We start from the raw sequence: 13,821 nt of genomic DNA, 5'->3' as shown, positions 1-13,821 counted from the left end.
CGATGGCATGCTCCTCTCCCCGGTATCTGGACGTCAATCCGGCGTCCAGCCCCGCCTTTTGTCGTCGTGGAAGTGCCGTTAGTTAAGGAGAGATGCGTGCCATCAGCCGTTCCGCAACCGGTCGCTGCGAAGCTGACGCGCGCGGCCATCTTCCTTGCGGTCACGATCAAGCCCAATCCGGAATTTGATACCGTGGTGCGGTCGCTGTGTGCCGATCTGGCTGCGCTGGTGCGCGCGGTCGGCTTCCGCGATCTCGAGGGCCGGCTGACCTGCGTCATGGGCATCGGCTCGGATGCATGGGACCGGCTGTTCGGCGCGCCGAAGCCGCAAGGCCTGCATCCGTTCCGCGAGATCAACGGCGTCCACCACGCCGTCGCGACGCCGGGCGACCTGCTGTTTCACATCCGCGCCGTGCCGATGGACCTGTGCTTCGAGCTCGCGACACAGATCATGTCACGGCTCGGCGATGCGGTTGCCACCTCGGACGAGGTGCACGGATTCAAATATTTCGACGAGCGCGACCTGCTCGGCTTCGTCGACGGCACGGAAAATCCGGAGGACCAGGCGGCGACCAAGGCCACGATCATCGGCGACGAGGACTTAGCCTTCGCCGGCGGCAGCTATGTGATCGTGCAGAAATACCTGCACGATCTGAAGAAGTGGAACGAGCTGCCGGTCGAGATGCAGGAGAAGATCATCGGCCGCACCAAGCTGTCCGACATCGAGCTCGACGATGCCGTGAAGCCGAGCTACGCGCACAACGCCCTGACGACGATCGTCGAGAATGGCGAGGAGCTCGATATCGTCCGCGACAACATGCCGTTCGGCAACATCAGCAAGGGCGAATTCGGCACCTATTTCATCGGCTATGCCAAGTCCCCGCACCGGATCGAGCAGATGCTGGAGAACATGTTCGTCGGAAAGCCGCCGGGCAATTACGACCGCCTGCTCGACTTCAGCCGCGCCGTGACCGGCACGCTGTTCTTCATCCCGTCGGCGACCTTCCTGGAGGATGTCACCAGCGAACCACCTGCGCCCGCGCCGGCTGAGCCGTCGCTGGATGACGCCGGGGCTGACGAGCCCCCTGCACAAAAAATACCGCCGTCCGACGGATCGCTCGGGATCGGCTCACTCAAAGGAGAGGCTGGACATGAATAATCTTCATCGGGGACTGGCCCCCATCTCAGACGCGGCATGGGCCCAGATCGAAGAGGAAGCCTCGCGGACGTTGAAGCGCCATCTGGCGGCGCGCCGTGTCGTCGATGTCGATGGTCCAAAGGGAACGGACTTCTCTGCGGTCGGCACCGGCCATCTCAAGAAAATTGCGACACCCGGTGACGGGGTCGAGGCGACACAACGTGACGTCCGCGCGCTGGTCGAGCTGCGCGTGCCGTTCGAGCTCTCGCGGCAGGCGATCGACGACGTCGAACGCGGCTCCAATGATTCCGACTGGGATCCGCTCAAGGAAGCCGCGCGAAAGATCGCCTTCGCCGAGGATCGCGCGGTGTTCGATGGCTACACGGCCGCCGGCATCCAGGGCATCCGTCAGGGCACCAGCAACCCGGTGCTGAAGCTGCCGTCGAGCATCAAGAATTACCCCGCCGTGGTCGCGCAGGCGGTCAGCCAGTTGCGGCTCGCCGGCGTCAACGGTCCCTATACGCTCCTGCTCGGCACCGAACCCTACACCGCGATCGGCGGTGCGACCGACGACGGCTATCCTGTGCTGCAGCACATCCAGCGCCTGATCGACGGCAAGATCATCTGGGCGCCTGCGATCGAGGGCGGCGTGCTGCTGACCACCCGCGGCGGCGATTTCCAGCTCTCGATCGGCCAGGACCTTTCGATCGGCTATCTCAGCCACTCCGCGACCTCGGTCCAGCTGTATTTCCAGGAGACCATCACCTTCCTGATGCTGACCAGCGAAGCGTCGGTGGTGCTTGCGCCGGAGGCGAAGAAACCCGCCTAGACCCGCCGGCGTTGACTCTTCCAGGAAGCCTCTGGCCAATCTGTGCCGGAGCTTCCGTTGAACTTCAACGAAGAGGAGGCGCGCAATGGACTACGATCTCTACATCAACCCGAAGAAGGCGTCGGTCGGCCTTTATGTCCGCAAGGGCGCCGGCCTCCCCGATCTCGGCGACGCCAAAGACTGGGTGTTCGACGGCACCTCGGCGCAAGCCAATCTGCCGCCGCAGCTCGTGAAGGAGATCGAGGCCAACGGCCACGCCTTTCGCGACATGGACTGAGCTCAGCGGTTACTTCTCGCCGACCTTCACCGGAGCGGTCTCGGGCATCAGGCTCATCGCCAGGACGCCGACCGCCGCCGCGAGCAGCAGATACCAGGACGGCGCCAGCGGATCTCCGGTCACATGCAGCAGCCATGTGACCACGAGTTGCGCGGTGCCGCCGAAAGTCGCGATCGCGACCGCGTAGATCGTGGCGAACACGCCGCCACGGATGTTCTGCGGCAAAGCTTCGGTGAAGGCGGCATAGAACGCGGTGAACGGCAGCGATCCGATGAATGACAGGATGCCGAAGCCGAACAGCAGCGACCACGCGCCGGGATCCCGGACGATCCACAGGAAGGCCGGATAGGTCAGCACCAGCACGACCAGCTGCGGCCAGATCATGATCGGTTTGCGGCCAAGCCGGTCGGCAAGCCAGCCGCCCAGCACCGCGCCGATGATCTGAAGTCCGTTGCTCACCAACGAGACGGTAAACGCCAGCGACGGCGACACGTGCAGCGTGTTCTTGGCGTAGGTCGTCATGTATTGCGTCACGTAGGTCGAGATCGTGCCGCTAGCCAGGATCATCACGGCCAGCAGGATCACGCGAAGATGCCGGCGCGCCAGCATGACATGGTTCGAGCGCTCGACGCTCGCGGCAGCGTGCTCGCCGTGAGGGACCGTTTCCGGCAGCGTGCGGCGCATCCATATGCCGAACGGCAGGCACACCGCCCCGAGCAGGAACGCGACGCGCCATCCATAAGCCTGGAGCATGTCAGGCGCCATCGTGCTGCTCAGGATGACACCGACGAGGGCGCCGACGGTCGCCGCGACCTCCTGGCTGGCGGGCTGCCATGCCACCACCAGGCCGCGCTTCCTGGGCGCTGCGATTTCGATGAGATAGGCCGTGGTCGGTCCGACTTCGCCGCCGAGCGCGAATCCCTGCACCATCCGCGCCAGGATCACGATGATCGGAGCCACGACGCCGATCGCGGCATAGGATGGCGTCAGCGCGATGGTCAGGATCGCGCCACCCATCAGCGCGAAGCTCAGCAGCATCGCCGGCCGCCGGCCGACCCGGTCGGAGAAGATGCCGAGCACGACACCGCCGATCGGCCGCGTCAGGAACCCGGCGCCGAAGGTCGCAAGCGACAGCATGAGGCTGCCGTATTCGCTATGCGCGGGGAAGAAGGTGCGCCCGATCTCGGTCGCAAAGAAGCTGTAGGTGATGAAGTCGTAGAACTCCAGCATGTTGCCGATAGTCGCGGCAAAGGCTGCGCGCTTGACATCGAACTCTTCCCTGCTCGCAATGTCCGGCAACGCTCTCGATTCCTTAAGCTTGGCTGTCCGGAGCGAGTATTGTTCCTCAGGCCATGCAAGGCAAGGCAGGGCGTACCGCGCGATCCCAGATCAGCGCCGCGCACAGGCCGCAAGGGTTCATCGAACCGGAGGAATGATCGCGCGGAGGATATCCCTGTTCCAGCGCTGCCGGGCGCCGTCGAATGCCGCGAAATCGTGATCGAATTGCCAATAGGCCCACGCCCAGCCTAAGCTTTCGGCGCGCCTCGCCACGAACGACAGGTACTTCGCCCGGCTCTCCGCTGGCGCGCGTTCGTAGACGCCGAACTCGCCGAGATAGATCGGGCGCTGCTCCCTCTCCGACCAGGACCTGACCTTGTCGAAATCGGCGGCGGCCTTGGCTTCGTCCTCCGCGGAGCCCCAATTCAACGGGCCGATCTTCGAGAAGGTTGCCGACCACGGCGCGCCTTGATGGGTGAATCGCAGCGGCAAATAATAGTGGAACGTGACGATGAGATTCCTGTCGGCGGCCGGCAGCGTCAGGTCCTCGACCGGCAGCGCCTCGGTGTTCAGGACGGCGGCAACCACATTCCGCTTCGGATTGGTGCCCCTGACGATGGCGAGGCACTCGCCGAGCAGCGCGTTCCACTCGGCCGACGTCATGTTCCCGCCGGGCTCGTTCAGGATCTCGAACACCAGCGCCGGATATTTGCCCGCGTAGCGCGACGCGATCTGGCGCCAGAACGCCTTGAGCTTCGCCGTGCATTCCGGCACGTCGCGTTGGCAGAGATCGGTGTCGTGCTCATCGAGGATCGGGATCAGTCTGCTCGCCAGCACCTGCTCAATCACGGCGTCGAGGCGCCGCAAGACGGCTTCATCCAGGATGTTGCCGGAATCCATGTGCTTGAAGCCGAAGAAGTTGATCCGGACGTGTGAAAAGCCCGCCTTGCGGATGGCGGTGAGGTTTTCCAGGCGGAAGGGCGCGTTCTGGTAACCTTCCCAGATGCCGTCATAGCCAAGAATATTGATGCCGCGCCCCAACGCCGCGACGTCCGGGGACGCCCCCTGCCCGGCCGCACGCGCGGGCGAGAGCAACACGGCAGAAAGCACTGCCGCCAGCAGCGCGCTCAACACTCTTTGCGAAAGACATCGGAACCCGCTCATGTCTGCTCCAGTTCGCGCGGCTGCAGGCGCGACGACGGCAACGACCGGCAAGCGGCGAGGAAAAAGGCGATCAGCAGCACCGATGTGAACATCGTCGAACGCAGGAACACCGTTTCGGTAAAATTGGTCTGACAGTTGAGGAAAACGAACCCGATGATCAGCGCACAATGCAGACGGTCGATCGCCCGCTCAGCGATCAGGCAGAGCATCTTGTACGAAAACAGAAAGACGCTCGCCATGAACAGGACATAGCCCAGAAATCCGGTTTCGACGAGAATGGCGATGTAGCCGTTGTGGTAGTTGTCGAGCACCCAGCCATGGTTCTGGTTGAAATAGTCGTAGATCTCGGGTCTGGTCCAGAACCCGTTGATGCCAAATCCGAACAGCGGCGCATCATCGAAATGGCTGATGGCGTACTGCCAGATGAAGGTTCTCTCGGTAAAATTGATCGTCGTATCGAACACGTGGATCGAGTCGTACCCGGTCGTGTAGAAGTACAGCATCAGCAACGCGGCCGCGACGCACATGGCACATGGCAGCATCGCGTAGACTTGCATGCACCTGACTGACCACAGGGAGGTCAGCAGCAGCGCACAGGCGACCAGCGACAAGGCGCCGGCGCCACGCGACTCCGAGAAGACGACGCAAGTCGAGGCCAGCGCGAACGTCACGATGAACGGCAGCCATCCCTGTCCGGTTATCTTTCGATAACAGGCAAAGAACATGAGATAGGCGCCAGCAAAGCCCAGGGTCTGTTTCGACTCGAAGACGCCCTGCCATTGCCCATTGTGCATCCAGGTCTGATCCACACCGATGTCCGGGAGCGCGACCGCACAAACCGCTGAGCCCGCGATCAGGACGAAGAGGCCGCGGATGGTCGATTTCACGATGTCGTCGATGTCGACGCAACTGACCATGCAGAACGCGCCCAGCGTCGTGACAGCGAGCGCAGCGGCCTTCATCAAGGCCGCCACGTCCAGATTGGTCCAGAGCACCGAAATCGTGGCGAACGCATAGAATCCGACAATCACGAGCGCGTCGAGATTGAAGGCCAGCCGCAGGCAGGGACGAATGAACAGGCTCGCATAGATCAGCACGCCCCACATCAGCAGGGCGACGGCCTGCTGAACCAGCGTCACCTCGGTCGGAAGCAGCGCGGGGTGGAACGTCCCCATCGACATGATCACGTTGACGGTGATCGACCAATTGACGACGGTCCGAGCGAAATTTTCCGCATCAACGCCCGGCGCCTGCCAGACCGAGCTATCGGCTGCTCGACCGTCCATATCAGTTGTACTCCGCTCATTGAAGAGCTCGCCGCTCCGGTGGATCGGAGCGGCAAAATTGCACTCAGTACGGATTCAGTCCTTGGTCGCCGAGGACCGGGTCCGGTTGAACAGCAGATAGAGGGCGTGCGGATTGGTCGTCAGATAGCGCCAGAACAGCCGGCGCGGCTCGAGCCAGACACGCCAGGCCCATTCGAGCCCGACGATCTGCATCCATCTCGGCGCGCGCGGCCGCGATCCGGACAGGAAGTTGAACAATCCGCCTGACGTCTTGATGACGCCGACATTGCCAAGCCGCGACATGAATTCGTCGACGAAGGCCTGCTCGTAGGGCACGCCAAGCGCGACCCAGAGAAAGTCCGGCGCCAGGGCGTTGATCTCATCCACCTTGGCGCGAAGCGCGTCGCCGCGCAGATAGCCGTGCGAATGGCCGACGATCTTGAGAGCCGGATAGGCCCGGCGGACATTGGCGATTGCCGCCTTGTTTTCGGCCTCGTTCGCGCCAAACAGGTAGAAGGTCAGCCCGCGTTCTTCCGCCTTGCGCGCGACGTTGTGGAACAGATCCGTGGTCGCAACGCGCTCGGGAAGCGGGTTCGGCGACCGCAGCTTCGACACCATGACCAGCGGCTGCCCGTCGGCATTGATCAGGTCGGCAGCACGGAACAACCGATCGGTCATCGGCTCGGTGGAGCAGCGCGACAACACCTCGCCATTGGCTGATGTCAGATACAGCGGCCGATTGATGCGCCGGTTCGGATACACCGCCTCGACCATGAAGTCCGCGGTCTGCTCGCGATCGAGCACGGCGAGCCGCAGCCCGCCGATGGTCGCCCGCACAACGCTGGCGGTCGCAGCCCTGCCGACGGGATTGGTGCGCCGCTCCAGCACACCGTTCGGCATCGATGATCCGGCTGACACATCCGTGGAGAAAACCGGCTGCCCGGCGCTCGAAGTGTTGCAAATCCGGACAGATGGAGCAGCCATATCCGAATTGAGACGCCGAGGCCGCTCGCGATCGGCCTGCGCAGGCGAAATTGCGTCGGAAACGCGGGCTTTTTGGCTGTTCGTCAACATTTCAGCAGGGCTCCAGGACTTACGTGCCCATAACTGCAATATCCGGTCCAGACCACATGCGATATCGCCGCAGCAGTCTGATTCGACACAGGCCGTAGAGAAATTGTTAACGATGCCGGCCGCCGGGCACGGCGACAGCATCACGCTGGATTCCGCGAGGCCGGCGACGTTCGCGCAGCAACACTGCGCAAAGGTCCACGCTCTACATTAATACAAATCGTATTCTACCGGTGCCCGAGGTCATCAGCCTTGCTATAACGGCGACGCGCTGGCTTGACCGGCGCTTTTAAAACTCAGTTTGTTTGGTTTCACATGAATAAGAATGATGACGCGTTCGATGTGTGCATCGACGACGCATTCGACTTCCTGTCTGAAGAATACGCGACATTGTTTGAAGGCTCGGACGCGACCGCCTTCCAGCATCCGTTATGGCTGGACACGCTCTATCGCAAGCTCGCTCCCGCCGCGGCAGCGAAGCCGTTGGTCGTCGTCGTCCGTCATCGCACGAACAGCGCGCTTGCGGCCGTGCTGCCGCTGCTGCGCGTGCGGCGCGGCCCGATGCGCACGGTCGAATTCGCGGACCTTCGCGTGTCCGACTATTTGTCGCCGGTCTGCACGGCGGAGACATTCGCCGACCTGCTGCAGGACCGGCAGGCCTGCGAGAAGCTTCGCAAACTGGTCCGGCCGTTCGACCTGCTGCGCATTCCCAAGCTGCTCGATGCCAGGATGCCGATCGAGAATTTGCTCGGGGCGCCTCACCGCAGCCTGATGGACACCAATGCCTATGCGACGGTCCTGGTCGCGCCGTTCGAGCAATGGCGGATCAACGCGCTGGGAAAATCCTATCAGAAGGAACTGGCAAAGAAATGGCGCCAGATCCTCAAAAAGGGCACGCTCACCTTTTCATGCTGCAACGACGGCGCTTCCATCGGCGAGGCCATGGACGTGATGAGGAAGTTTCGCGGCCCGCGTTTCCAGGCACACGGCGACGGTGACCTGCTGCAGCGTCCGGAATATTTCGATTTCTACTCGAGCGTGGCGCTTCGCGGCATGGGCTGTTTTACCCGGCTCTATGCCATGAAGATGGATGGCGAGGTCATCGCCACCGCCCTTGGGCTGGCCCACCGCGGCAGCCTGCTCGTCGTCATGACAGCTTTCGACATCGAGGGATACAAGAGCCAGTCGATCGGCGCGCTGACGTTCGAAAGTGTTGCCAAGGATTGCATCGAGCGCGGAGACCGGGTGCTGGATTTCACCATCGGTGACGAGCCCTACAAGATGCAGTTCGGCGGCCAGCCCACGCCGATGTCGAGCGTGACGCAGGCCGGCAGTGCGGCCGGATCGCTTGCATTGTTTGCGCTGAAGCAGGCGCCCTGGATCAAGCAGGCGGCGAAGCGGGTGACCGACCTCAGGCCGATCCGCACCTCGACCGGTACGCGGTAAGGCCGGCTGGAAAAGCCTACCGTCCCTTTACCGAAGCGCGCTGCGGACGCGCATGACCCATCCCGGATGAATCTGGTCCACCTGATGCGTGATCATGCGGCGCAGGAAGTGCAGCTTCCGCTGCATGGTCCAGCGTACGTCGGTGTTGGCGGTCAAAGCCTCGCGGAAGCGCGCCAGTTGCAGTGAATGCCGGTCGGCGGCAAGCTTGTCGTGATCGGAATAGAACTGCGCGATCTTCTCCGTGCCCACGCCGTCGGTCTCGAGCCAGCGCGGCACATATTCGGTGCAGAGACGCTCGACATCCACCAGCAGGCGGCTCACGCCGGTTCCGGCCGCAGGACAGTTGGTCTGGTAGGCATCGCCGATCAGCACGACGCCCGGCTGCAGATGGCCCTCGGTCACCGACAGGTCCATGACCCAGTTGTGCACCTGGCCGACGATCCCGAAATCACCGAGGTAGGTCTGCAGTCCCGGCATCAGACGGAGCAGCGTCCGCCTGGTGTCGCGGCGCAGCTCGCGCATGATCGGATCGGTCGGATCGCGGAACATGAACAGGTTCGCGCGCATGCCGCCCGACATCGGAAACAGGCTGAGATAGTCGACGCCGTCAGCCGCCTTCTTACCGTAGCAGGTCAGCGCGTCGAAGCCGAACGGCGCCTTGTCCGGCTTTGCAATGGTAAACCCGAACGAAATCGAGTGGCGCTCGGCGAGCACCTGCCGGCGCATTCCGAGATTGTAGCCAAGCGCGCCCGCCATGCCGGTGGCCAGAACGACCAGGCGGGAGACGACGCGCTTTCCGGAGGCCAGCGTCAGTTGCTGACGATCCGCGCTGCAGCTGACATGGGTCACCTGGTCGAGCAGGAAGCCCGACGCATCAGGCGTCAGGCCGCGGGCCATGTCGACGAGGTTGGCATAGGAAATCCCGTAGGACCGGCCGACGCCGATATCGACCAGCTTGCCGTCCCTGATGTTGAGCACCCGGTCATAGGACGAGGCGATGGCCTCGAGGTCGTCGATGAAGCCCAGGCGACGGAAGATATCGATCTGCCGCCCGGCAATCTTTTCGACCCGGAATTCATCCGGCGGGATCGAGCGCTTGTCGATCAGGACGACCCGATACCCGGCACGCGTAAGGACGGCCCGCGCGAGCGAGCCGGCCAGACCGGCGCCAACAATGGCGACGTCCGCTTCGATCGTTTCAGCCTCGCAGGGTGCGATCGGCTGGGTCATGCATTCCTCGGCAATCATCTTTGTCCGCTCCGACGGCTAATTGGCCACGGAACTGCAATTTCCTTGCCTGCCCTGCCGCCTTGCAGAACGGACACAACAAGTTCCACTGTTGAGGTTAACGGCAACGCCCCATCGCGATCAGCCGCTTCCCGGCACATGGCTTGCAACCACGGCGGTCATGAAACTGATGTTTTCGACGCTCCGCAGCAGGCTGGCGGAGCAATTGCGTGGCCGTGGTGTTTCGACCGTGCCGTTGACGCGCTAACGCGGCTTCAACCAACGCGGCCCACACTGTCGAACCGGACGGCGTGGAAAAATCCGATCTGCGCCGTTTGGACACAGTGAGGACGTCAGCGTTCCAGAATGGAGCAGCGCGACATATTGGCCAGGTTCACGACCGCGTGGCGCCTGGAGGCCGGTTGGAAGGAACGGATTTTTAGCAAGAGAACATTAACACTCCCGACCTCACCGACTGCTACGGTCAACAGCCTGACAGGATATTGAGACGCCTCTGGTGATTGCCTCTGTTCTCCAAATGCTACGGCGCGACGTCACGCGCGGCGTTGCCGGGACCATCCTGCTCAAGGTTGGCAGCGGCGGACTCGCGTTCGCCCTGTTCTCGCTGGCGGCGCGGACGATGACGCCTGACGCGTTCGGAGACTTCGCAACCTTGCTCTCCATCGCCCAGATCGCCGCGGTCGTGGGCCTGGTCGGCCAGGAGCTGCTGCTGGTTCGCTTCCTCAATGAGTACGAGGTACGCGGCGAGGCCGAGTTCACCAAGGGTGTGCTGCTGTCGAGCCTGAAGTACTCGGCGATCGGAATGCTGATCTCGATCGCCGCGATCGCCGCGGTGGCAAGCATTCGCGGCGAATGGTGGCTCTTGATCCTCTCCGTCTCGGCGTTCACCGCCGTCAATGCCGGGCTGATGCTCGGCAGCCAGATCGCACGATCACTGGTCAGCATCCTGATGGGCGAAGGCAATCGCGAATTCTTCTGGCGGGTTGCAATTGTCCTGGTCCTGATCGCGGCGCTGTTCGGCCACCGCCAGCTCACCCCCGCCGAACTGTTCGCCGCGATGACGGTCGCGATGGCGTTGGGGCTGGTCGTGCAGATCGTGTCGATCGTGCGCGTGCTGCCGAATCTGCGCAGGGTCACGGCGCGTTTCGAGACATCGCGCTGGAACCGCAGCGCGTTCCGCTTCTGGCTCGCATCGATTCTCGAAGCGGCGAACCAGTATTTCGACGTCATCCTGGTCTACTGGATGCTGGATCCAGCTACTGCGGGCGTCTATTTCGCGGCCTCGCGCCTGGCCAACATCTTCGCGATGCTTTCGGCCGCGCTCTACACGTTCGGCGCACGCCGGCTGCCCTCGCTGTATTTCAGCAAAAATCACCGCGAGCTTGAACATACGCTGAAGCTGATGGCCGAGGTGACCGCGCTCTGCGTGCTCAGCGGGCTCGTCATCGTCTGGGTCGGCGCCCCCTACCTTCTCGGCCTGTTCGGACCGCATTTCGCCGCGCAGCAGTGGGTGTTGATCGTGCTCGCGATCGGAACGGCCTTCCAGGCGGCCGGCGGGCCGTCGGCCGCGGTCCTGCAGCTGACCGGGCATGAGCGCGATTATGTTCCTGTTGTTGCCGCCAACGTGGCGTTGCGGCTGGTCGGATTTGTCGTGCTGATCCCCTGGCTCGGCGTGCTCGGGGCGGCGATCTCGGCGACGGTTTCCCTGGTGCTCGCCACCATCGCGCTCAATGTGCTGTGCCGCCGGCGGACCGGCGTCGACCCGTCAATTCTGGTGCTGTCGCATCTGTCGTCGTCGAAGGCTGGCGCTTACGCAGTCCGTGTTGCGGATAGCAAGGACTAGGGGGTTTTCAAGCGTAGCGGGCGCCGGTTCGCGTGAAGAAAACGCGTATCCAGCGCTTCAGCTTGCCAATCCCAGGGCTTCGCGCTGCGGGTTGCTGACCGCGGCATTGGCCGCCACGCGATTGACGACGAGCGCAATCGGGACCGAACCGAACCTGGACAGATCGGCCCGCGTCTTGCCGATCGCAGCCGTGTTGGCGGCGCCCTCGCGAACCACGAGGATCACCAGGTCCGCTTGGGCGGCCACCGCGACCGCGGCCGGCTGCATGGCAAGCGACGACGCGTCGACGATGATCAGGCCGAAATCGGCGCGAATGTCGTCCTGCGGATAGGGCGGCGCCTTGCAGCTGGCGCCGAGCAGTTCGACGACCGACGGCAGATCGGCCTTGATGATCCCCGCACCTTGCGGCGGCGCGGCTTCGGCGCGGCTGGTTTCCATCTCGATCAGGACGCTGAGCATCCCGTTCGTGACGGCGGACCGGTTGAGCGACCGTGCGACGGTGCTGCCGCCCGCACCGGTTTCGACCGACAGCAGCAGCGCCACCTTGCCGTGCTCACCCGGAAGCTGCTCGATGTTCTCGATCAGCAACTGAAGATGCGGACTGAGATCGGGCTCGGCCGTCGCCGAAATCGGGGTCTGCCAGACGCTCCTGACTGCATCTGGCGACACCATGTTGGGGATGCGGGCCAGCACCGGCAAGCCCGGCGGCAATGCAGATTGCGGCGCGGCCGGCGTCGGTGCCGGTGCGGGCGCCTCGGCTCTGCGAAGCGGCGGAATGCTCTTGATCGGGAGCTGCTTCAGATCGAGGCCGGGCACGGCGACGATCGCTGTCGACGTCAGCAGCGAGACGATCGCGAGCGCGACGAGCAACAGGGGAAGCGGCGGAAGCGTCGAACGCACCGGCGGCGTCGCGGGCGATGCCACCTTGGTCTGCGAGTTCTGAAGACCGCGCTGCTCGTCGGTCGTCCTGTAGCGCGACAGGAACTGCTCGTAGATATTCTTGTTGGCATCGGCATCGCGCTGCAATTCCTGCAGCTTGACCAGCGCCTGGCCGTCGACAAGGATCTGCTGCTCGGCCGCCTTCAGCTGCTCTTCGAGCGCCTTCTGCTGGTCGCGCTGCGCCTCGTATTCCGACTTAGCGGTGTCGATGTTCTTCTTGCGCTCGATCTCGATCTGCCGGTTGAGATCGCTCAACTGGCTGAGCGCCATCACGAGGTCGGGATGACGATCGCCGAGCACCCCGCGCTTCTGCGCAATCTGGTCGTTGAGCGCGGAGCGCTGGGCACGCAGCGCACTCAGCAGATCCTGCTTGACCGGCCCGTCGACATTGGCCTTCAGGTCGCGCTGCAGCTGCTCATAGCGTGCCTTGGCTTCCTCGCTGCGGGCGCGCGCCGCGGCGACCTGCTGCGTCAGGTCGGTGACGCGCAATTGCTGCGTGGTGGATTCCTTGCCGGCGTTGACGATCCGGTGCTCGAGCTTGAACTTGGCAACGGCATCTTCCGACGATCGCAGCCGGTCGTTCAAGGTCTTGAGCCGGCTCTTCAGCCAGTCGGCGGCCTCGTCGGTTGCCACGCTGCGCGTCCCGCGCTGGCTTGCGACGAAGGCCTCGGCCACCGCATTGGCGTAGTACGCGGCGCGCTGCGGATTGTTGGACGTGAACTTGATGGCGATAACATAGGTTAATCCGCGCCTTGAGATATCGAGCCGGCTGCGAAACCGGTCGAGCAGGCGCGTCGCGTCGGTTTTGCCGCCGGAGATGTCGCTGTCCTCGGCGACCTTGAGCTGATCGATCAACGGCCCGAGAAATCCATCGGATTTGGCGATCTCGACGTAGCTTTGCAGAGCTGCGGCGTCTTGACCGATCCCCGGCAGGACGTCCTGGTCGGCGGTTACGCGCTGCTCGCGCGGGTCGACGACGACGAGCGCCGTCGCGGCGTAACGCGCCGGGATCAACATCAACAAGATGATACCGACCGCGAAGATGACCGCGGCGAGCATCAGGATGCGTTGACCTTTCTCACGAAAAAAAGCCACCACGCCTGGAATGCTAAGGACGCCCTTGGTGGTTTCCGCCGAAGATTGGCCAGCCGGCACGCCGGCAGTTTCCCACGACGCTGCGGGTTCCGTGACTTCGGAACGTCTCGGGCCTATGCGGCTACCGAACTTCATGGGTTCTGACTCGAATTCAACTGACAGTACTGCCCCAACGTAAATATCTATGGTTAATCGCCGGTTACCCCCT

At 63.3% G+C, this 13,821-nt stretch carries 11 protein-coding genes; 5 read left to right on the top strand and 6 right to left on the bottom strand.

All coding sequences use genetic code 11. From position 1 onward, the window contains the following. The first annotated feature begins 96 nt into the window (after nt 1–96). From ACE10Z_RS10830 to ACE10Z_RS10820, 3 genes are all read left to right on the top strand, one after another. Nucleotides 97–1,158: a Dyp-type peroxidase gene (locus tag ACE10Z_RS10830; RefSeq protein WP_375787906.1), complete on the top strand. Its 1,062-nt coding sequence runs from the start codon at nt 97–99 to the stop codon at nt 1,156–1,158. Beyond that, on the top strand, nt 1,151–1,966 hold the full coding sequence (locus tag ACE10Z_RS10825; RefSeq protein WP_342709490.1) for a family 1 encapsulin nanocompartment shell protein: 816 nt from the start codon (nt 1,151–1,153) through the stop codon (nt 1,964–1,966). The genes ACE10Z_RS10830 and ACE10Z_RS10825 overlap by 8 nt, the downstream gene beginning before the upstream one ends. A gap of 85 nt (nt 1,967–2,051) precedes the next feature. Continuing rightward, entirely contained in the window at nt 2,052–2,243 is a 192-nt protein-coding gene (locus ACE10Z_RS10820; RefSeq protein WP_097672779.1) for a hypothetical protein, read from the top strand. Between the two features lie 9 nt (nt 2,244–2,252). On the opposite strand, the gene ACE10Z_RS10815 is transcribed toward ACE10Z_RS10820, so the two are convergent. From ACE10Z_RS10815 to ACE10Z_RS10800, 4 genes are all read right to left on the bottom strand, one after another. Beyond that, the gene (locus ACE10Z_RS10815; RefSeq protein ID WP_375787905.1) at nt 2,253–3,542 is read right to left on the bottom strand and encodes an MFS transporter; all 1,290 of its coding nucleotides are present in this window, start codon (nt 3,540–3,542) and stop codon (nt 2,253–2,255) included. A 117-nt stretch (nt 3,543–3,659) separates the two neighbouring features. Next, nucleotides 3,660–4,685, bottom strand: a complete 1,026-nt coding sequence (locus tag ACE10Z_RS10810; RefSeq protein WP_375787904.1) for a glycoside hydrolase family 5 protein — start codon at nt 4,683–4,685, stop codon at nt 3,660–3,662. Beyond that, nucleotides 4,682–5,971 carry an O-antigen ligase family protein gene (locus ACE10Z_RS10805; RefSeq protein WP_375787903.1) on the bottom strand — a complete coding sequence of 430 codons (1,290 nt, stop codon included), beginning with the start codon at nt 5,969–5,971 and terminating at the stop codon, nt 4,682–4,684. Before ACE10Z_RS10805 ends, ACE10Z_RS10810 begins: the two co-directional genes overlap by 4 nt. A gap of 75 nt (nt 5,972–6,046) precedes the next feature. Continuing rightward, nucleotides 6,047–6,859, bottom strand: coding sequence for a WecB/TagA/CpsF family glycosyltransferase (locus ACE10Z_RS10800; RefSeq protein ID WP_375789803.1), 813 nt, complete (start codon nt 6,857–6,859; stop codon nt 6,047–6,049). Nucleotides 6,860–7,357: 498 nt separating this feature from the next. Between ACE10Z_RS10800 and ACE10Z_RS10795 the strand changes: the two genes are divergently transcribed. Next, complete coding sequence (locus ACE10Z_RS10795) at nt 7,358–8,488, top strand: GNAT family N-acetyltransferase (RefSeq protein ID WP_375787902.1); 1,131 nt, start codon at nt 7,358–7,360, stop codon at nt 8,486–8,488. Nucleotides 8,489–8,515: 27 nt separating this feature from the next. On the opposite strand, the gene ACE10Z_RS10790 is transcribed toward ACE10Z_RS10795, so the two are convergent. Continuing rightward, entirely contained in the window at nt 8,516–9,736 is a 1,221-nt protein-coding gene (locus ACE10Z_RS10790) for an FAD-dependent oxidoreductase (protein ID WP_375787901.1), read from the bottom strand. A gap of 517 nt (nt 9,737–10,253) precedes the next feature. On the opposite strand from ACE10Z_RS10790, the gene ACE10Z_RS10785 reads away from it, so the two are divergent. Beyond that, nucleotides 10,254–11,579, top strand: a complete 1,326-nt coding sequence (locus ACE10Z_RS10785; protein WP_375787900.1) for a lipopolysaccharide biosynthesis protein — start codon at nt 10,254–10,256, stop codon at nt 11,577–11,579. Nucleotides 11,580–11,636: 57 nt separating this feature from the next. Here the strand turns inward: ACE10Z_RS10785 and ACE10Z_RS10780 are convergent, their stop codons facing one another. Beyond that, a complete protein-coding gene (locus ACE10Z_RS10780; RefSeq protein WP_375787899.1) occupies nt 11,637–13,748 on the bottom strand; it encodes a GumC family protein in 2,112 nt (703 codons plus the stop codon). Nucleotides 13,749–13,821 lie beyond the last annotated feature (73 nt).

This window comes from Bradyrhizobium sp. Pha-3, from assembly GCF_042258615.1.
Classification (GTDB): Bacteria; Pseudomonadota; Alphaproteobacteria; order Rhizobiales; family Xanthobacteraceae; genus Bradyrhizobium.
The sequence above is the reverse complement of the archived record's forward strand: the minus strand, read 5'-3'. Positions and strand labels throughout refer to the sequence as shown.